We start from the raw sequence: 18974 nt of genomic DNA on the forward strand, positions 1-18974 counted from the left end.
TCAGTGTGAAACGCCCATGAGGACACTATGCCGACACCATTACAAGATAAGTCTCGCTATCAACTCGTTGCTTCTGATTTAGACGGTACGCTTCTCGCACCTGACCACAAACTCAGCGCCTTTACTCTTGCGACACTCAAAGAGCTTCATGACAAAGGCTTCACCTTTATTTTCGCCACTGGTCGACACCACGTCGACGTTGCAAGCATTCGTCAATCAGCTGGTATCCCGGCTTACATGATCACCTCAAATGGTGCTCGTGTTCATGACCAAAATGACAACCTGATGTACAGTAAGAATGTACCAGAAGATCTTGTTCAATCGATTGTTGACGTTGTCAAAAACGAGTCTGATATCTTCATCCATATCTATCAAAATGAAAGCTGGTTACTTAGCCAAGAAGACGAGAGCTTGAAACAATTTAACAAAGACTCCGGCTTCCACTACACGCTGTTCGATGCGCAAAATACTCCAACAGATGGTTTGGCTAAGATCTTCTTTACTCACCAAGGTCGTGAGCATGAACGTCTGGCAGAGATCGAAACAGCTCTAAATGAGAAATTTGGCGACACACTGAACGTTGCTTTCTCTACTCCTTGGTGTCTAGAAGTCATGTCTGCAGAGGTGTCAAAGGGCAATGCACTACAAGCTGTAGCAGAATCTTTGGGTAAAGGTCTTGAGAATTGTATCGCCTTTGGTGATGGCATGAATGATGTGGAGCTACTTTCAATGGCGGGTAAAGGCCTAGTGATGGGTACAGCACACCACCGTGTTTTCGAAGCACTGCCTAATAATGAGGTGATCGGCGCTAACGCTGACGATGCGGTTGCACACTACCTAAAGGATCATTTGTTCTAACCTCTGCCCCCTATCAGAGATTAGTCCAAGATAGTAAAAGAGCTCAACCGGGCTCTTTTATTCAATATCGTTAATTAATCTAGGATTACGGCACGTTGCATAATCGCCTGCCACTCCGGCTCTTGCACAGGCATGATCGATAAGCGATTACCTCGCTTCACTAGAGGCATATTCTCCAGTTCTGGCATCGCCTTGAGGACAGCAAGCGGTATCACTCGCTTAAACTTCACCACAAACTCAATATCGACCATCATCCAGCGTGGATTATCTTGAGTAGATTTCGCATCAAAATAATCGCTTTCTGGGTCAAATTGGAAGTGGTCTGGATAGGACTCTCTTACTACTTTCGCTATTCCAGCGACCCCAATTTTCTTACATGACGAATGATAGATAAACACTAGGTCATCTAAACGCATCTCATCGCGCATCATATTACGTGCTTGATAATTCCTAACCCCTTCCCAGCACGATCTGTTTTTCACTCGCAGAGTATCAATTGAGAACTCATCGGGTTCAGTTTTAAACAACCAATATGCCATAATAGTTTTATCCTGCTGTGTAGATAGAGAACAAGGGAATGAAACGCTACCAATCGATAACGACCTTAGCAACCTTATTTGGTTTATTGGCTTGTAGTTCAAGCCCCACAGACACTCAACAAGTCAAAAATGAATCCCAAAGTGGGCAAGCTCAAACAGAGCTCGCTCCTACTTTTGTTATGCGCGGCGAAGTGGTTGTCGGCCACGAGGTACGCTCATTTAAACCATGTGGTAGCAATCAGCAGTTTTGGCTATCCATGTATCCAGAAGATCAGAAACTCGCAACTGCGCTCACTCGTGCTCCTTATCAACCTCTGTATGGCGAAGTCATTGGACACTTAGAAACACCAAGTCGTGGTGGCTTTGATGCAGATTTTGCGGCTCGATTTGTGGTTGATAGCGTTAATCACTTGAGCGCCGAAAATCCAAACCGCTGTAATCAACCACAGCGTCCCACTCGAGCATTTGGTAATGAGCCTTTTTGGTCTATGCAATTTAACAATCAAGGACTCGTTTACCAACCAATGGGCGGTCAGGCTGAGCAATTCAATATCCAGAAAAGCAACATTTCTTCTGACAAGCGTGTATATACCTTTGAACAAGGCTCGCTAACCTTAACTAAAGCGCAATGCAACGATAGTATGAGCGACAGTGTCTTTGGCTGGACTTCAATGCTTAGACTCAATGACCGAGAGTTAAAAGGCTGCGCTACTTTATCTAACATGGATGCGACCGCCGATTGGAGCGGTACCTATGAGGCTGCATCAACCGAAAGCGCTGGATTTACTATCTCACTGACGTTAAATAGCGACCACAGTGCAATCACCCAATACGATTACAGCAATGATGACCCATCAATTGTTGAAAAAGGCTACTGGCAGCAAACTAAGGATGACGAGGTGAGTGTGGTTATGACACGTCACCAAAGCCAATATTTGGTATCTGAGCGCCGTTTCACACGTCAAGGTAACCAAATCACGGCAAAAGAAGAGATTGTCAGTGGTAAGCGCTACCCAATAGCCAATGGTGGTCTGAACCTGTTTAAATCAGGCCAATAATCACTTGTTTGTAGGCTGTATGTTTGGGATTAAAAGCATACAGCCCTACTTTATCGAAACACAGCATCTAATGAATCAACTTGTTACTCCCTGCCCACACTGCGGCCTCAAGCATCAATGCTTATGCTCAGCAATACCTAATCTTGACTCACACTGTGAGGTTCTACTGCTGACCCACCGCAATGAAGAAACTCGCGATACCAATACCGGGAAGCTGCTGTTACAAACATTGAAGCACAGCAAAAAGGTCATCTGGCACAGAGGCACTCCAGCAGAAGCAATAGATGAGCGGTTAATCAATAAAGATTGGCAACCCGTTGTGTTGTTTCCTCACCCAGAGGGGCAATCCCTGCCAATGACCACATTTGCTGAGAGAGCGGAATGCCGTCAGTTACTGTTTATCATTATTGATGCGACCTGGCAGGAAGCGAAAAAGATCTATCGTAAGACACCGTGGCTACAGGCCTTACCTCATCTAGAGCTACACATAGAGAGTATTTCGAATTACTCATTGCGACGTAATCAGGAACAAGGTCACTTATGCACCTGTGAAGTAGGTGCGGAGATATTGGCCGAGCTTGGTGAACAACAACAAGCTCAGCAATTACAAGACTACTTTGAACTGTATCTTAAAGCTTTCAAAGCCGATAAGAGCGGGCACTCTCTAAACAAGCTCTGACAAACTAACACCTAAAATAGGCGTGTTGGCTCTGCAAGGTAGAAGCCTTGTAGATAGTCGACACCCATATCTTCAACCATCTCACACACTTGCTGGTTGTGTACAAACTCAGCCACGGTTTTCGCCTCAAACACTTCACACAAACGCACCAGTTGATTAGTGATCTTTCTCTGCTTTGGGTCTTGGTCGAGCGATTTAATTAAGCTGCCATCGAGTTTAATGATGTCAGGGTTTAGCTTAATGATTTCGTCGATATTGGAGTAGCCCGAACCAAAGTCGTCAATCATGATTTTAGTGCCTAAGCCTTTAAAGTGGTTACACACCTCAATCATGCGACCATAATCTTTAATCTGCTCTGATTCCAAGACCTCTAATCCTAAGCGACTTGGGTCGTTGAGCTTAGCTATCGAGCTTTCAAGAATGCTCAATGTGCGTTCGCTGAGTAGATCTTGTGGCGAAAGGTTAATCGAGAACGACTCCTCTCGGTTTGCCATATACTCAATAGTACTCTGTATCATATGGCGACTCAGTCGATTGTATAGGTGTGTCCCTTCGACGATGGGTAGAAACAATCCAGGTGATACTACTTGTTCATCTTCGACAATTCGCACCAAGCATTCTTGTGAAGCCTGCTCACGGCTATGAGCATGAAAGATGGGTTGGCTGTACGTCACGATATTCTGTTCTAACACCGCGCGACTGACACATCCAAGCCAAGACAATTGCTCTTTGCGCTGACTCTCTCGCTGCAATACATCTTTCGCATTACAAATATGGCGGTTGTCACTCATCGCGATACGACGCGCTTCAATTGCCTTAAGCAAGATGTCACCACCGTCATCATTAGGAAAGTCCACCACGCGGGCGAACCCACCACTTAAGGCAACTGAAAGGTAATCCACCTCAGGTAACCCATTCGGTTCAAAGTTAATATGCTCTATTTCATCGGCAAAACGGCTAAATCGTTGATGAACCTTAGCGCTATCAGCTCCCTGCATATCAAATACAACAGCCCACTCACCCACACCAATGCTAAACAAACGCTTACTTGCTTCATTACCCATTTGAACCTCTAATCGCTCACTAAAGTGTTGCGATAGTTCTTTGAGCAACTGATCACCTACTCGATAGCCATAGATATCGTTAACCTGATGGAAGTTGAGTAACTTGAGCGTAAGAATACAATCATTATTACCGAGGTGCGCTAAGCGCTCTTTCATCGCTTGGCGGTTAAGCAAACCTGTACGGGAATCAAAGCGATAATTATCTACCATACGCTTGGTTTGTTGGTCTAGTCTGCTCTCCATCGCTGCATTATTAGCATTGAGGTCGGCTATCGACTTTCTAATCAGAGTGAACAGTAAAGAGAGCGAACCTTGGTCTTTGCTAACGGACTGTAATGACTCCTCTAAAGCTGCTGGGCAAATGGCCTCATCGCCTTCACGCAATGCGAGGTAAGTCATACTGTGATGTAGGATCTCCTGACGATTGTCGGTTTGGAAGAATTCCCCCATACAGTACACACCATTAACCTCATTCGACTCAGCAAATGGTTCTAATTCCCTATCCGCATCAATAAAGTCTAAGCGGGAAGCACAGTTATAAATAAACAGACTTTCAGGACAATGAATCGCTAAGGAATCCGCTCCCTGACGAACCTTATCAACAGTTAGAGAAGGATGGCTATAGGCAAAGCGAACCTCATCGCCAATTTGCCACTCACCATCAAAATCAATGCTGTCATCCTCATTGCGCTTCATTGGATGAAGAATATTTTGCTGGTGTATATTCCCAGAAAGATACAATGGGAAACTCGATAACTGCTCCAAGGTTAATGGGCGACCATCCGACAGGCACTCTTTATAAACTTCATAGGCTGGACGATAATCTAAGCTTACAATGGTTCGGCCATAGGCCTCTGTCACTCGATAGGCTCGACCTACAGGGTGCCACTCAGCAAAGCACTGCTTCCAAGCGTGCAGATTATTGCTGTTTAGAGTCACCGCTACACAAGCTTGGTCATAGACCTGACCATTCAACATGACCCACTTCCCGTGTTGGGTCATCTGTGCCAGACCACCAGAAATCGCAGGGGTCTTACCCAGACGAACAAAGCCTTTAAACAGCGGGTAGTCACCTTCTTCGGTCAGGGTCATAAAACTGATGATAGCTTTTGTATCGCTACGCACATTAAGCGCAGATAGCAATGCACTGCCATCTGAAACAGGCAAGCCAGAGTATTGCTGCGAGGCTGCAGTAATGGCGACAGAGTCGAAGGTGGAGATTAAAGCAATGGTGCCGTTCGTTACCCTCTTACTTTTGTAGATAAGGTTTTCACTACTTTGCCCAATAACCGTGACACTATTATTTAGTTCTAACAATACTCGACTATAGTCACTGACGTCTTCGGGCGATTGGGTTGAGAACAATTGGACTAGAATACTCGCAGGCTGAACTGAAGAGTATTGCGAGAGCTGTTGTTTTAGTTCAGAAATTGAATCAAACAGCAATGCGGCAGTTTGCATCTCATACCCTTAACGACGATCGGTGGTGATTGCGTATAGGATACGTGCAAATGAAAATGATTGCATTACTCACTGACGACTCTGGGTACTGCTTCTCGGTTTTGGGAAAAGCACGTGCAACATTGTACACAGAGTCATCAAACGGCTATTAAACCAGGTTAAGTAACTGCTCTAACTGAGTAATTTCTATATTAGGTAAGCTTCGTGACTTAGAGCGATGCTTAATCGTGCAACCGGTCAGATTAATCCAACAAGAGCGGAATCCCGCTAAGTTAGCGCCATGCACATCAGAGATTAGATGATCGCCGATATGTAATATCTCGCTTGGGTGAACAGACAATGCATCAGCAGCCTTATCAAACATATCCGAGTATGGTTTCGAGCGTCCATCTGGACCCGCACGATAAATCGCCTTGAAGTAATCCGCTAAACCAATCTTCTCAACATCGACGTTACCATTGGTGATTGCCACCAGCGGCAACTTCTCAGCTAATATAGACATAACCTGGTGCGTTTCACGTGGAACATCTACCTGATTTCTCAATGACATAGCATGAGTCATGCCTTCATAGCTGGCTTGCTCTGCCTGAGGCTGTGAATAGCCTAAATGAATTAGTCCTTGCTCAATCTGCTGTTGGCGCCAACGTGTGACATCATGCACTAAATCCGGTTGTAGAGTTGCTAGCTCACGCTTTAACCCAGCCCACTGTTGTATCGACCATTGTTGAGCGACAGGGTGCTGAGTAAAAAGCCACTTGGCCATCTCAGACTCAACTCGCATGATCACTGGGTGGTTATCGTAAAGCGTATCATCGAGGTCAAAGGTTAGCGCTTGAATTTGTTGCCATGGACGATAGTACTTCATTCCTGGTTGCCTTTTTTCTTGTGCGCTCTTGGATGAGCATTGTCGTACGCTTGAGCTAGATGCTGGAAATCTAAGTGAGTATAGATTTGCGTTGTCGAAATATTCTCATGACCCAGCAACTCTTGAACGGCTCTTAGGTTACCACTTGACTCTAGTACATGGGTGGCAAATGAATGGCGCAGTTTATGTGGGCTAATGTGGCTACTTACCGCTTGCTTTTGCCCCCATTCCGCCATTCGCTTCTGCACGTTACGATGAGAAATACGAACACCCAGCTTGGAGACAAACAAACCATCTTCATCGGGCTTAGCTAGGGTTCCGCGAACCTTCAACCATTTGCCAACCCACTCTTTTGCCAGTCCAGAGAATGGAACTTTGCGCTCTTTGTCACCCTTACCAATAACTCGAATCTCACCTCGCATCGTGCTGATGTGCTTAACATCAATACTTACGAGTTCAGCCAGACGCAGTCCCGCCCCGTACATAAGCTCCATCATGGCTCGATCACGTATCGCAAGAGGGTCATCCTCATTCACATCTAAAAGCTGGTCAACCTCATCAACATCTAGGTTCTTCGGTAATGGGCGCTGCTTACGTGGTGCACTGACCCCTTTAGCTGGGTTCGCCGTCAGCTCACCTCGTAAAATAAGGAAATCAAAAAAGCTACGCAGCGACGACAGTCTGGTCGCGATACTGCTCGCCTTCATCCCTTCTCGCATGCCTTTACTCGCTAATTGCCGTACCCATGCCGCATCAACATCAGACCAACGAGTAATGCCAAGGCTAACAAGATGCACAGCCATTGTTTCAAGTTGCTGTTTGTAGTTGCGTTGAGTATGCAGGCTTAAGCCTTTCTCACTTCTAAGGTATTCATAAAAGTGAGAAAGAGGCTGCTGTAAGCTAGTTGGCAGTTGAGCACTTGAGGCACTGTTCATTGTCTTGCCAAGAAAGAGTGTAGATAAGGTGAGAAACGACCAATGAAAGGTGATGCAGGAATAAGGTATCCATACTTGGTTGGAAATGACCACCGTCTTCGCTGGAAAATGCCAAAATACCCAGAGATTCACCTTGCTTGATCAACGGCAGAATAACGTAAGAGCCCATTTCTGGTGCTCGTTGGTCCTTGAAGAGGCTTTCACGATCAACCTTTCTTAAACGTCCAAGATAGGATTCTTTGCCATTGAGATGGTTAGTCGAAAAACGAGCCCAAACTTCTTTGGAGATCGATACGTGTTCTTTCTCGTGCTCAATCAAGCGAACGTAAGAGCGTAAACCAAGGTCACGGGCTTTCGCTTCTACCGCTCCAATTACCCCCATCACTGAGGTACATTTGAGAACCGTTTCTTGAAGCTCCATAAAGTCGTTAAAGGTACGATCGTTATTCGCCGCCAATGACATCAGCTGAGTGATCTCTTCTTCCAACTCTTCAATACGTTGACGTTGACGCCCCATCTGCACCTGAACAAGAGAGACTGCCCCTTGCTCGTGATGCGTGAGTGCAAGGCGATCAAGCAGTTCACGACGATAATGAAAGAAATCCGGATTATCATGCAAATACTCGGCGACTACTTCAGCGGTAAGTTCGTCCGCTAAAGGTGCTGATGTTGCTTCGTTTTCAAGTAATTCAGTTGTCATAGTGTTAGCAGGAAAGCTGTCCGTCAAATACGTGAGTTGCTGGACCGGTCATGTACAAAGGCTGACCTGGGCCTTGCCATTGAATGGTTAATGAGCCACCCGGCAGATGTACCGAGACCTTCTCATCTAAGAGACCCTGAACAATACCAACTGCGACAGCGCCACAAGCGCCACTACCACAGGCTTGCGTTTCACCCGCACCACGCTCATAAACACGTAAGTTCACTTCATCACGAGTTAGGACTTGCATGAAACCCGCATTAACGCGCTCAGGGAAGCGTTCATGGGATTCGAGCAAAGGTCCTAGATTATCGACATCATCAGTCGCAACGTCGTCTACAACGGTCACAACATGAGGATTACCCATGCTTACTGCTCCGCAGAAGAGGGTTTTGTCATCAGCTCGAAGAATATAGGTCTTTTCTTGCTGCTTGGCCTTAAATGGAATTTTACTTGGTTCAAACTCTGGTACACCCATGTTTACGGTCACCAAGTCATCTTCTTCGATCTTAAGAACCATTTTGCCTTTTTTGGTGCTCACATTGATACTGTACTTATTCGTCAGTCCTTTCATGCGAACAAAGCGAGCAAAACAACGTGCTCCATTACCACACTGTTCTACTTCGCTGCCATCAGCATTGAAGATTCGGTAATGAAAATCAGTTTCCGGATCATAAGGTGCTTCAACCACTAGCAGCTGATCGAAACCCACACCGGTGTGACGATCCGCCAAACGGCGGATCAAATCAGGGGAAAAATAGATGTTTTGGGTAATACAGTCCACGACCATAAAGTCGTTACCCAAACCATGCATTTTAGAAAAGTGGAAATGCATATTGTTATCTTATTCTGGTAGTACGCTTTCTAGAGCCCATAGGCTTGAAAGCTCTTCTCGTTGTCTCACAAGGTGTGTCTTGTTGCCATCAACCATCACTTCCGCAGCGCGGCAGCGAGTGTTGTAGTTTGATGACATCACAAAGCCGTATGCACCTGCAGAGCGCACCGCCAGCAGATCACCTTGCTCTAACACTAATGAACGGTCTTTACCTAAGAAGTCACCTGTTTCACAGATTGGGCCGACAAGATCGTAAGTCACCGCTTCACCCTCACGAGGTGATACCGGCACGATGTCTTGCCATGCTTGGTACAATGCTGGGCGCATCAGATCATTCATCGCTGCATCGATAATAGCGAAGTTTTTGTGTTCGGTGTGTTTTAGGAACTCAACTTGTGTGACGAGTACACCTGCGTTTGCAGCAATTGCACGGCCAGGCTCGAAAATCAGTTCAATATTAGGGTGGTTGTGCAGACGAGAAAGCAAGGCTTTAGCGTAATCAGAAGGCTGAGGAGGCAGCTCATCACGGTAAACCACACCCAGACCACCGCCAACATCAAGGTGCTCAATGTTAATGCCGTCTGCTTTTAGGCTATCTATCAAAGCAAGTAAGCGGTCAGTGGCGTCAATGAAAGGTTCAATATCTGTCAACTGAGAACCGATGTGGCAATCAATGCCTTTTACTTCGAGGTTTTCTAGGCTATTGGCAAACGCGTATACCGCTGGTGCACGATCAAAAGCAATACCAAACTTATTATCACGCAATCCCGTTGAGATGTATGGGTGAGTATTCGCATCAACGTCTGGGTTAATACGTAGCGAGATAGGTGCTTTCACACCAAGCTCACCAGCTACCGCATTCAAGCGCTCGAGTTCTGGTTCTGATTCCACATTGAAACACTTGATACCAAGTTCAAGTGCACGCTTCATCTCAGCCGCAGTTTTACCCACGCCAGAAAAAACCACCTTGCTTGCATCACCACCAGCTGCAATAACACGCTCTAGCTCACCACCCGATACGATATCAAAGCCTGACCCCAAACGAGCAAGGGCATTCAAGACACCGATGTTTGAGTTAGCTTTCACTGCATAACATACAAGATGAGGGTGGTCGCCGACTGATTTATCGAAGGCATTCCAGTGACGCTCTAGCGTAGCACGCGAGTATACATAAAGAGGTGTACCGTATTGCTCTGCAAGCTCGGTAAGTGAAACCTGTTCGGCCCATAATTGGCCATCATCCTGATAGTTAAAAAAGTCCACGTGCTGCTTCCCTAAATTTGTCTGATTTACCTAAATAATTACGATTGCTGTTCTTCCTGAGGTGCATCCTCAGGCATGTAGAGTGAACCGCTTTGTCCACAACCCGCTAGGCCGAGAAGAGACAATAAAAAAAGTGCTGAAAGAGTCTTTTTCATTTTGGATATCGTGATTATTGATTCAATGCCCCCTATAATCGCACCACACTCAGGAAAAGCAATAGGACATAAGGGATGAACGATACAGAATTTCATCAACTTGTAGATATTCAGATGCAGAATATCGAAGAAGCGATCGATGACTCGGGTGCAGACATCGATTACGAAGTGACTGGCAACGTAATGACACTTGAGTTCGAAGACCGCAGCCAAATCATTATTAACCGTCAAGAGCCAATGCATGAGATCTGGCTAGCGTCTAAATCTGGCGGCTTTCACTTCAAGCTGATTGATGATGTTTGGACTTGCTCAAAAACAGGCAAAGCACTGTTTGAGATGGTAAAGGAAGAGTGTGAAAAACACGCAGATGAAGAGATCGAGTGGGTATAATCCAGCCTTCCTTCAGTAACAGCTAGATACAAAAATAGGACACCGAGGTGTCCTATTTTTATATTCTGATGTTAACTCGCTCGTGCGGTCTTGTTGTCATTTCGGTATGGGAAGATGGTATCTGGCGCACCACCCTCGCCTTTCACAACCTGATAGTACTGTGGCAGGTTGAAGTTAATGCTACCGACGCCTTCAGCTTTCGCCGAAGTGTAGAAGCTATTCACACTCGAAATCATCTCATCTTTTTCGCCATTCAGCTGATGGTAAACCTCGACCTCGTTCGACTCATCTAATACATATATATTGAAGCCGACCTCAGTATCTTCAAAGAAGAACTGCACCAAGCCTTCACTTGCATAACCATCAATGACTTCAGGTAATTGATAGTCTTGCTCCTGGTCAAGCTTTTGCAATGGTGAACCTTTTAGCTTGTTCGTTGAGATGCTGCGATAGAAATCAACCGAGTTCTCTAGCATCTGAACAGAAACACCACGGCGCTCAAAGAACAGACCAAACATCTGTTTACCTATCTTCAAGGCTTTAAAGCGACGGCGTTTCTCAGGTTCAACCGGCTTGAGACGTAGCTCAATACACTCAGCTAATAGTTGATACACCACATTGCGCATCACCCCACGTAGGTTTTGGCTGTAACAGAATACATCCACAGACTCAGGCGGGATCGCATCTTGGTGCATCTTACCCAGAACCGTTTTCAATGCTTCAAGCATTGCTGTTTCACCAGTAAAGTGCAGCGTACGAACTTCATGCCATGAGTTGCGATAAACCAAGTCGACACTGCCTACCAAGCTCTTGCACTCTTCACCATAGCTAAAGATATCGATGTTCTTCATATCGACTTTGTTAGAGCGACCACCGAGTTCGGAGGTTGGATCGTTCTCAAAGTTAATGAACATCGCCAACTGACTAATCTCACACGGGCTTGCAAGTGCTTGCATTGAAGGCTGGCGTTTACGTAACGAGAAGGTATTACGCAGGTCACTCACCATCTGATAGAACTTATCGATATCCAAGTGAGCGTCTCGCACTACAGAGTGCAAACGCGTTGACTCAGTGATCAAGCCATTAAAAAATGACCACGCGACCAGTTTACTCAGATATTCGTGATGCTCGATGTGCGGTTGACCTAAAATCTTATGAGCAATCAAAGGCTGCTTGTACAGGTACCAACCCGCTTTGTTGATACTGCCTTCACGCACTTCGATAAAGCTCAGGTCCGGCTCATGTAAATCTGGAGAGATCTGAGGGTTAAGCAGCGTAACTTTACCCGGTAGCACTTCAAAAGAAGCATACAGCTTACGAGCAAGAATACTGATGTCCTGAGGGCTAATCGCTGAGGTAATATCGTTACGACGAGCGAACTGAATCAGGTTGCGATAGCTTTGCATCAACGCATCAAGCAGAGCATGGTGCACTACCTTAACCTGCTCTACCTTCCAGTTACGACGGTCATCAAGTTCTTTGATAACGTCAATATCCCAGTCCCATGACTTGATCATCTCTCCTAGCGCTTCGCGACGCCAAGGCACCGAGCCGCTTTCAGGGTCACGTGATAGCTTTTCATGAGTTTTAAGATAGAAACAACGACGTACTAGGTCGAGGCGAGCATGGTCATCGATACGTTCAAGGTAACGCGTTACCTTTTCAAGCATCAAATAGTAAGCATCCATACCATAGAGATCAGGCTCTTTGGCAAAGAAACGGCGCTTAGTATCTAGGCTCAATAGCTGAGTATGTGGGTACTCCCACGAATAAGCTTCGAGCAGAATCGCTTTTAATACCGACTTATATGGCGAGTCGATACTCTTATATAGCTGCCAAAGGTTAGAACCGAAGTACTCTTCCGCAGGAATGCGATTAAGCTGACCAAAATCGATCCACTCAGAACATTTGATATAACCCTTACCACATAAGTCTTTCACATACTCGTCATAGCACTCTTCCATCTCAGGTGGAACGATTTGCCATAACAAGCGCTGACCCGCTAAGCGAACAGCCGAGCGGTAAAACTCATCGAGTAAAAGTAAGTGTTGTGACGAACCACAATTGTCACCCGTCATTTCTTCTGACTGATTGGAACGGAAGCGCTCTTCATCCATTAAGAAGAAATTCGCTTCTACACCTAATGTCTTAGCCCACTCGGTGATCAGCAAACACTTGTTGCTGAGCATCGCTCGGTCATCAGAATCCATTTTTGGCGATACACACACCCAGATATCGAGATCACTCGAGGTACTTTGGCCAATAGAAGAGGTACTGCCCATTGTGTATAGGCCTAAGATTTGCGATGTCTCAGGGGTAACCAATGGCTGAGCAATCGTAACCTCAGTATCGGCTATGTATTTCTTTTGGATGTCGTTGAACGCCATTTGGTCAATGCCAAACGGGGTCTTCTTGTCATGAAAGCCAGGTAAGATTGGGTGATTAAAGTGCAGTAATATCGGTATCAGGTGGAATACCGACTGACTATGAGCATCCATCAACGCCAACGCACGTTCAGTACGCTGTTGGTTCAGCTTATCTAATCGCTTTACGATGGTATTGGTGTATGCCTGCAAGGTAATTCCTTGGTCGTGAATAAACTGCGGTTATCTAGGATAGGAAGATATCGCCACAAAGTGTGATCAATCTAACACTTTTTGTTCTTTTGGTAAAGAAATCACCAATAAGTAAACACAAAGAAGGGAATAGATAACCGATGCAATAAGATGCCACAGATTCTGAATTTAGGAATAGAACCCGACGATAGCCCTGTCATAACTGAGATACCCATCACACTCTCGCCATAACCCTTTCGCAGCTTAGCAACAGCAGTGAATCCAACACATCAAATATTAAAACTTTGGCGCATTGAGTGGTACGATTAGAACAATTGAAATTGAGGAAACACTATCATGACCCAACTGAAACCCGTTCGTATTGCTACACGTAAGAGTCCACTCGCTTTATGGCAAGCGCACTATGTGAAAGATGCTCTACAAGCGGCGCACCCTGGCTTAGAAGTTGAACTTGTAACCATGGTGACTAAGGGCGATGTCATCCTTGATACACCACTTGCTAAGGTTGGCGGTAAGGGCCTATTCGTAAAAGAGTTAGAGGTCGCAATGCTGGAGGGTCGTGCTGACCTAGCCGTACACTCGATGAAAGATGTACCGGTCGACTTCCCTGAAGGTCTGGGGCTAGTGACCATTTGTGAACGTGAAGACCCACGTGACGCTTTTGTCTCTAACACTTATGCATCAATCGATGAGCTACCGCAAGGTGCTGTTGTCGGCACTTGTAGCCTACGCCGTCAGTGCCAACTAAAAGAGTACCGCCCAGACCTTGAAATTAAAGAACTTCGCGGCAACGTCGGTACTCGTTTAGGTAAGCTCGACGCAGGTGAATACGATGCGATCATTCTTGCAGCAGCGGGCCTGAAGCGCCTTGAGCTAGAAGCGCGTATCCGTAGTTTTATCGAACCAGAACAATCATTGCCAGCAGTTGGTCAAGGTGCAGTTGGTATTGAGTGCCGCATTGATGATGACTATATCCGTGGCCTACTTGCACCACTAAACGATGCAGATACCGCGGACCGTGTGCTGTGTGAGCGAGCAATGAACCTTACTCTTGAAGGGGGCTGCCAAGTACCAATCGGCAGCTACGCACTATTAGATGGTGATGATATCTGGCTACGTGCTTTAGTAGGCGAGCCAGACGGTTCGAAGATTGTACGCGGTGAGATCAAAGGCTCGCGTTCAGAAGCCGAAAAGCTTGGTGTAGAGCTTGCCCATCAACTACTCAATGATGGAGCAAAAGAGATTCTCACTAAGTTGTACGAATCTCACGACTAATTGCCATGACAGTGCTCGTCACTCGCCCAGCACCACAAGGTCAAGCATTGTGTCAGATGCTTGACCTAACTGATATACCCACTCTTTACCAACCTCTTATCACTATCCTACCCGGCGCCGAATTAGACCAGCTCGCAACTATGCTAACGTCTGCTGATATTGTTATAGCGGTAAGCCAGCACGCGATTGAACATAGCCAAAATGTGCTTTCTGCGCACAATCAGGCTTGGCCTAAGAAAACATACCTTGCCATTGGTCAAAAAACCGCACATTCCTTGAGCACGGTAGCGGAACAGAAAGTAAACTATCCGGAAACAAGTGATAGCGAACATTTTCTCTTATTGCCTGAGCTGCAACATATTGATGGCAAGAAGGTTCTGATTCTCCGAGGTAATGGAGGACGTGAACTCATCAAGCAAGCGTTAGAAGAGCATGGGGCGATTGTTAGTTATTGCGAAACTTACCAACGAGCGCCACAAGAAATAGAATGCCAACAATTGGTCGCGAGCTGGCAGCAGAATAGTGTCGATACTATCGTCGTCACTAGCGGAGAACAACTTCAGCTGCTGATGGAACAATTACCATCAGTAGAACATTCATGGATCACTCAACAATACCTTGTCGTTCCTAGTAGCCGAATTGCGCAGTTAGCGAATCAATTTGGCTTCAACAAAGTAGAGATATCTCAGAGTGCCAGTAATCAAGATATAACGACTGCTCTCCAGTCAATTTATAGGACTAGAAAATGACAGATAAAAACAAAGAAAACCCAGTCCCAGAAGAGAAGACTCAAAAAGTCGAGATTGAACAACCTAACTCTGATTCTCAAGAACCAAAAAGCGAGGCTGAGGTAGAATCAACCAAGATGGAGAAACAACCTAAAGTTGAGTTCGAAGAGAAACAAGGTAAGCGCGGTGTTAAGCTCGGCACCATTGCAATAATCATCGCACTATTGATGGGTGGTGGCGCAACTTACCAAATCCAACAACAGAACCAAAATTACCAAGCACAGATTGATGCTCTTACTCAGCAGCTTCAAGCAAACAATAGCCAAATGGCAAGTAAGCTGGATTCTGTTTCTAAAGAAACTATTTCTAAAGCTGAGCAATCTACCCACAAAGCAGAAACTCTGATCGAGCAACAAGAAAAGAGTATCCAAAGCCTACAGTTAGCTATCTCTGAGCTAAAAGGTCGCCGTCCAAATGACTGGCTGCTAGCTGAAGCGGATTACCTAGTGAAGCTCGCAGGCAGAAAACTGTTCCTCGAAAAAGATGTTGTTAGTGCGACACTTCTAATGGAAAGTGCAGACCAACGTATTGCGACACTCAACGACCCTAGCCTAATGCCACTTCGCCAAACCATGGCAGATGATATCACCAAGCTAAAGAGTGTCGACATCATCGATAAAGACGGTCTAGTGCTGCGACTAATCGCACTACAAAAGCAAGTTGACGAACTTCCACTAGCCAACGCCATCCTTCCTGACGCGCCAGTTGAAGAGAAAAAAGAAGTATCGGGTGATATTGTCGATTGGCAAGATAACCTAATGACATCGCTAAAAGACTTCTCTGAGCACTTCATTACATTTAGAACCCGTGATGGCAACGTTATTCCTCTACTATCGCCAGAACAGCACTTCTACCTGAAAGAGAACATCAAGGGCAAGATCAACACTGCAATTCAAGCTGTTTACAAAGAACAGGGCGAGATTTACCAACATTCTCTAGATATCGCCGAAGAATGGACAATGTCTTTCTTCGACAGCAACGATTCCAAAGTGGTGAAATTCAATCAATCTCTTGATGCGTTGAGTAAGCAAAACATTGCCGTTGAGTATCCAGTTAGTCTCGCAACACATAAACAATTGTCTGATGTTATCTCTGAACGCCTAAGACGTAATGTCACGTCTGTGATTCAAGAAGGAGATGCGAAATGATTCGACTGATCTTTTTATTCGTCGTTCTAGGACTTGGTTTATTTGTTGGAACTCAGTTCTCTGGTCAACAAGGGTATGTGCTGATCTCTATCGCCAACAAAACCCTAGAGATGAGTGTTACCACTCTGGTGATCTTTATCATCGCGCTTTTAGCTGCTTTGTTCGGTCTTGAGTACTTATTTAAGAAATTGATGTACGCCAGCTCAACTACCTGGAACTGGTTCAGTGTACGAAAACTGCGTCGCTCTCGTCGCTACACTAATGAGGGTATCATCAAGTTACTAGAAGGTGATTGGAAGGCAGCAGAGAAGAAAGTAACACGCTGGGCAAACCACCACGATGTTCCACTTCTTTGTTACCTAGTAGCATCTGAGGCAGCTCAAGGCCAAGGGGACACCAGCAAACGAGACAAGTACTTAGAGTTGGCAAGCCAACAAGAAGATTCTTACTTAGCTGTTGAGCTGACTCGAGCAAAACAACTTGTTCGTGAAAATCAGTACGAAGCGGCCTTCGATACCCTTCAAACACTACAAAACAAATACCCAAACAATGGTATCGCTCTTAACCTGCTTAAGACGACCTATGTCCAACTCAAACTTTGGCAACCATTGATCGATCTAATGCCAAGACTCGTTAAGGGTAAGGTTGTAAGTAATGAGGAAGCGGCAGAACTATCGCAGAGAGCACAATGCGGCCTACTTAGCGATGTTGCGCATCAGCAAGGTAGTGAGGGCCTAATCGCTCACTGGAATGGACTACCGAAAAAGGTTAAGCAGGACTCACACTTGGTTGGTTGCTTTGTTAAACAACTCATCGAGCGTAAGGCTGATGCTGAAGCATTTACCGTATTAAAAGAGTCAATCAACAAACATGGTAATGCTGAGCTATATTCACTTCTGCCTAAGTTAAATCTTGCAGATCCTCACCCGCTTAATGTAATGCTAGAGAAGATTATCAAGAAAGATGCAAACAACGCAGAAGCTCATAGTGCACTGGCACAGCAGTACTTCAAGCAAGAACTATGGGAAGAGTCGCAACAACACTTTGAGGAAGCACTAAAAGCACGCTCTAACGTCTCTGATTATGCCTACCTATCAGACACCCTACAAAAGCAGAACTTAACCTCTGCAGCGCATGAGGTGTCACGTAAGGCGCTAACACTGGCTCAATCGAGCTAAGACAAACTATTAGAATACAAAGGCCAGCAAATGCTGGCCTTTTTTATACCTGAGAGCTAGAGAGCTAGAGAGCTAGAGAGCTAGAGAGCTAGAGAGCTAGAGAGCTAGAGAGCTAGAGAGCTAGAGAGCTAGAGAGCTAGAGAGCTAGAGAGCTAGAGAGCTAGAGAGCTAGAGAGCTAGAGAGCTAATTTTGAGGGTTGACGTTAGTACGTCAACCCTTTTTAGTGCGGTAGGTGAAAAGATCTAGAGTATCTAGTTTTTTACAAGCGAAGCGACCTACAGGACAAAGTCCGTTCTCAGCTCTTACATACAAAAAATCTTAAAGCGCTGAAACGAAGAAAGCCTCGTCATTTGACGAGGCTTTCAGAATAAGTGGCGGAGAGATAGGGATTTGAACCCTAGAACCGCTATTAACGGTTGCCGGTTTTCAAGACCGGTGCTTTCGACCACTCAGCCATCTCTCCACTTGTGAAGCGCATAATATAGACCTAAAGACAGCTTGTAAACCCCTATATAATTCAAGTGATTATTTATTGGGCTATATGGGCAAAAATAGTTTGTGGTGAGAACTAGAGAACTAGAGAACTAGAGAACTAGAGAACTAGAGAACTAGAGAACTAGAGAAAGTTTGAGGTTCGGTTTGAGCGCGTCAACAATTTTCGCTATTGAAGATACAGCTCTAGATATCTAGCTTTTTACAAACGAAGCGATCTGCCAGACAAAGTCCATTCTCAGATCGTTAGAACGAAAAAAGCCTCGTCTTTCGACGAGGCTTCTTAATAGTGGCGGAGAGATAGGGATTTGAACCCTAGAACCGCTATTAACGGTTGCCGGTTTTCAAGACCGGTGCTTTCGACCACTCAGCCATCTCTCCACAAATTGTCATCAACAGATTAGTACACTGAAGATGTGGTTACTTGTTCCACAAGTAACGATATTTAAAGCCTGGCGATGACCTACTCTCACATGGGGAAGCCCCACACTACCATCGGCGCTGTTGCGTTTCACTTCTGAGTTCGGCATGGAATCAGGTGGGTCCACAACGCTATGGTCGCCAAGCAAATTCTTTAATTCGGAAAGCTGTTTCGTTCTACACTACATTCAATGTTCTTATTTGAGTCCATCAAAACCCCTTGGGTGTTGTATGGTTAAGCCTCACGGGCAATTAGTACAGGTTAGCTCAACGCCTCACAACGCTTACACACCC

The 18974-nt window shown here is 45.5% G+C and carries 17 protein-coding genes, 2 tRNA genes and 1 rRNA gene; 8 read left to right on the forward strand and 12 right to left on the reverse strand.

Annotation, left to right across the window (positions count from 1 at the left end):
• Positions 1 to 27 precede the first annotated feature (27 nt).
• On the forward strand, positions 28 to 858 hold the full coding sequence (locus DPF91_RS21175; protein WP_117236423.1) for a Cof-type HAD-IIB family hydrolase: 831 nt from the start codon (positions 28 to 30) through the stop codon (positions 856 to 858).
• 74 nt (positions 859 to 932) lie between these two features.
• Here DPF91_RS21175 and DPF91_RS21180 read toward each other — a convergent pair whose 3' ends face one another.
• A complete protein-coding gene (locus DPF91_RS21180; protein WP_117236424.1) occupies positions 933 to 1397 on the reverse strand; it encodes an EVE domain-containing protein in 465 nt (154 codons plus the stop codon).
• A 38-nt stretch (positions 1398 to 1435) separates the two neighbouring features.
• Here DPF91_RS21180 and DPF91_RS21185 point away from each other — a divergent pair, with 38 nt between their 5' ends.
• Both DPF91_RS21185 and DPF91_RS21190 read left to right on the forward strand, forming a co-directional pair.
• Positions 1436 to 2455 carry a COG3650 family protein gene (locus DPF91_RS21185; protein WP_117236425.1) on the forward strand — a complete coding sequence of 340 codons (1020 nt, stop codon included), beginning with the start codon at positions 1436 to 1438 and terminating at the stop codon, positions 2453 to 2455.
• Positions 2456 to 2525: 70 nt separating this feature from the next.
• Entirely contained in the window at positions 2526 to 3134 is a 609-nt protein-coding gene (locus tag DPF91_RS21190; protein WP_117236441.1) for a tRNA-uridine aminocarboxypropyltransferase, read from the forward strand.
• Between the two features lie 11 nt (positions 3135 to 3145).
• On the opposite strand, the gene DPF91_RS21195 is transcribed toward DPF91_RS21190, so the two are convergent.
• From DPF91_RS21195 to lptM, 7 genes are all read right to left on the reverse strand, one after another.
• Complete coding sequence (locus DPF91_RS21195; RefSeq protein WP_117236426.1) at positions 3146 to 5659, reverse strand: bifunctional diguanylate cyclase/phosphodiesterase; 2514 nt, start codon at positions 5657 to 5659, stop codon at positions 3146 to 3148.
• Between the two features lie 148 nt (positions 5660 to 5807).
• Complete coding sequence (gene yigB, locus DPF91_RS21200) at positions 5808 to 6524, reverse strand: 5-amino-6-(5-phospho-D-ribitylamino)uracil phosphatase YigB (RefSeq protein WP_117236427.1); 717 nt, start codon at positions 6522 to 6524, stop codon at positions 5808 to 5810.
• Positions 6521 to 7459, reverse strand: coding sequence for a tyrosine recombinase XerC (gene xerC / locus DPF91_RS21205; RefSeq protein WP_117236428.1), 939 nt, complete (start codon positions 7457 to 7459; stop codon positions 6521 to 6523). Before xerC ends, yigB begins: the two co-directional genes overlap by 4 nt.
• A complete protein-coding gene (locus tag DPF91_RS21210; RefSeq protein WP_117236429.1) occupies positions 7425 to 8159 on the reverse strand; it encodes a DUF484 family protein in 735 nt (244 codons plus the stop codon). Before DPF91_RS21210 ends, xerC begins: the two co-directional genes overlap by 35 nt.
• A gap of 4 nt (positions 8160 to 8163) precedes the next feature.
• Positions 8164 to 8994, reverse strand: coding sequence for a diaminopimelate epimerase (gene dapF / locus DPF91_RS21215; RefSeq protein ID WP_117236430.1), 831 nt, complete (start codon positions 8992 to 8994; stop codon positions 8164 to 8166).
• A 9-nt stretch (positions 8995 to 9003) separates the two neighbouring features.
• Positions 9004 to 10257 carry a diaminopimelate decarboxylase gene (gene lysA / locus DPF91_RS21220; protein ID WP_117236431.1) on the reverse strand — a complete coding sequence of 418 codons (1254 nt, stop codon included), beginning with the start codon at positions 10255 to 10257 and terminating at the stop codon, positions 9004 to 9006.
• A 38-nt stretch (positions 10258 to 10295) separates the two neighbouring features.
• Positions 10296 to 10412 carry an LPS translocon maturation chaperone LptM gene (gene lptM / locus DPF91_RS22430; RefSeq protein WP_420855631.1) on the reverse strand — a complete coding sequence of 39 codons (117 nt, stop codon included), beginning with the start codon at positions 10410 to 10412 and terminating at the stop codon, positions 10296 to 10298.
• A gap of 75 nt (positions 10413 to 10487) precedes the next feature.
• On the opposite strand from lptM, the gene cyaY reads away from it, so the two are divergent.
• Entirely contained in the window at positions 10488 to 10802 is a 315-nt protein-coding gene (cyaY, locus tag DPF91_RS21230; protein WP_117236433.1) for an iron donor protein CyaY, read from the forward strand.
• Between the two features lie 71 nt (positions 10803 to 10873).
• Here cyaY and DPF91_RS21235 read toward each other — a convergent pair whose 3' ends face one another.
• A complete protein-coding gene (locus DPF91_RS21235) occupies positions 10874 to 13378 on the reverse strand; it encodes a class I adenylate cyclase (protein ID WP_117236434.1) in 2505 nt (834 codons plus the stop codon).
• Between the two features lie 336 nt (positions 13379 to 13714).
• Here DPF91_RS21235 and hemC point away from each other — a divergent pair, with 336 nt between their 5' ends.
• From hemC to DPF91_RS21255, 4 genes are read left to right on the forward strand one after another with little or no spacing between them, the layout of a single operon-like run.
• Positions 13715 to 14653 (forward strand): hydroxymethylbilane synthase, encoded by a 939-nt coding sequence (gene hemC, locus DPF91_RS21240; RefSeq protein WP_117236435.1) that lies wholly within the window; start codon positions 13715 to 13717, stop codon positions 14651 to 14653.
• Positions 14654 to 14658: 5 nt separating this feature from the next.
• Entirely contained in the window at positions 14659 to 15402 is a 744-nt protein-coding gene (locus DPF91_RS21245; protein ID WP_117236436.1) for a uroporphyrinogen-III synthase, read from the forward strand.
• Entirely contained in the window at positions 15399 to 16589 is a 1191-nt protein-coding gene (locus DPF91_RS21250; RefSeq protein WP_117236437.1) for a uroporphyrinogen-III C-methyltransferase, read from the forward strand. Before DPF91_RS21245 ends, DPF91_RS21250 begins: the two co-directional genes overlap by 4 nt.
• Positions 16586 to 17767, forward strand: a complete 1182-nt coding sequence (locus tag DPF91_RS21255; protein ID WP_117236438.1) for a heme biosynthesis protein HemY — start codon at positions 16586 to 16588, stop codon at positions 17765 to 17767. Before DPF91_RS21250 ends, DPF91_RS21255 begins: the two co-directional genes overlap by 4 nt.
• Positions 17768 to 18140: 373 nt before the next feature.
• Here the strand turns inward: DPF91_RS21255 and DPF91_RS21260 are convergent.
• The 3 genes from DPF91_RS21260 to rrf all read right to left on the reverse strand — a co-directional run bounded on the left by DPF91_RS21260 (position 18141) and on the right by rrf (position 18826).
• Positions 18141 to 18231 (reverse strand) — tRNA-Ser (locus tag DPF91_RS21260).
• A gap of 319 nt (positions 18232 to 18550) precedes the next feature.
• Positions 18551 to 18641, reverse strand: a tRNA-Ser gene (locus DPF91_RS21265).
• 69 nt (positions 18642 to 18710) lie between these two features.
• Positions 18711 to 18826, reverse strand: a 5S ribosomal RNA gene (gene rrf / locus DPF91_RS21270).
• Between the last annotated feature and the right edge of the window lie 148 nt (positions 18827 to 18974).

The sequence above is a fragment of the Vibrio maerlii genome, assembly GCF_003415655.1.
GTDB classification, from domain to species: domain Bacteria; phylum Pseudomonadota; class Gammaproteobacteria; order Enterobacterales; family Vibrionaceae; genus Vibrio; species Vibrio maerlii.

Coding starts and splice junctions, on each gene's coding strand:
- DPF91_RS21175 (WP_117236423.1), top strand. CDS start 28: ATGCCGACACCATTACAAGATAAGTCTCGCTATCAACTCGTTGCTTCT.
- DPF91_RS21180 (WP_117236424.1), bottom strand. CDS start 1,397: ATGGCATATTGGTTGTTTAAAACTGAACCCGATGAGTTCTCAATTGAT.
- DPF91_RS21185 (WP_117236425.1), top strand. CDS start 1,436: ATGAAACGCTACCAATCGATAACGACCTTAGCAACCTTATTTGGTTTA.
- DPF91_RS21190 (WP_117236441.1), top strand. CDS start 2,526: ATGAATCAACTTGTTACTCCCTGCCCACACTGCGGCCTCAAGCATCAA.
- DPF91_RS21195 (WP_117236426.1), bottom strand. CDS start 5,659: ATGCAAACTGCCGCATTGCTGTTTGATTCAATTTCTGAACTAAAACAA.
- yigB (WP_117236427.1), bottom strand. CDS start 6,524: ATGAAGTACTATCGTCCATGGCAACAAATTCAAGCGCTAACCTTTGAC.
- xerC (WP_117236428.1), bottom strand. CDS start 7,459: ATGAACAGTGCCTCAAGTGCTCAACTGCCAACTAGCTTACAGCAGCCT.
- DPF91_RS21210 (WP_117236429.1), bottom strand. CDS start 8,159: ATGACAACTGAATTACTTGAAAACGAAGCAACATCAGCACCTTTAGCG.
- dapF (WP_117236430.1), bottom strand. CDS start 8,994: ATGCATTTCCACTTTTCTAAAATGCATGGTTTGGGTAACGACTTTATG.
- lptM (WP_420855631.1), bottom strand. CDS start 10,412: ATGAAAAAGACTCTTTCAGCACTTTTTTTATTGTCTCTTCTCGGCCTA.
- cyaY (WP_117236433.1), top strand. CDS start 10,488: ATGAACGATACAGAATTTCATCAACTTGTAGATATTCAGATGCAGAAT.
- hemC (WP_117236435.1), top strand. CDS start 13,715: ATGACCCAACTGAAACCCGTTCGTATTGCTACACGTAAGAGTCCACTC.
- DPF91_RS21245 (WP_117236436.1), top strand. CDS start 14,659: ATGACAGTGCTCGTCACTCGCCCAGCACCACAAGGTCAAGCATTGTGT.
- DPF91_RS21250 (WP_117236437.1), top strand. CDS start 15,399: ATGACAGATAAAAACAAAGAAAACCCAGTCCCAGAAGAGAAGACTCAA.
- DPF91_RS21255 (WP_117236438.1), top strand. CDS start 16,586: ATGATTCGACTGATCTTTTTATTCGTCGTTCTAGGACTTGGTTTATTT.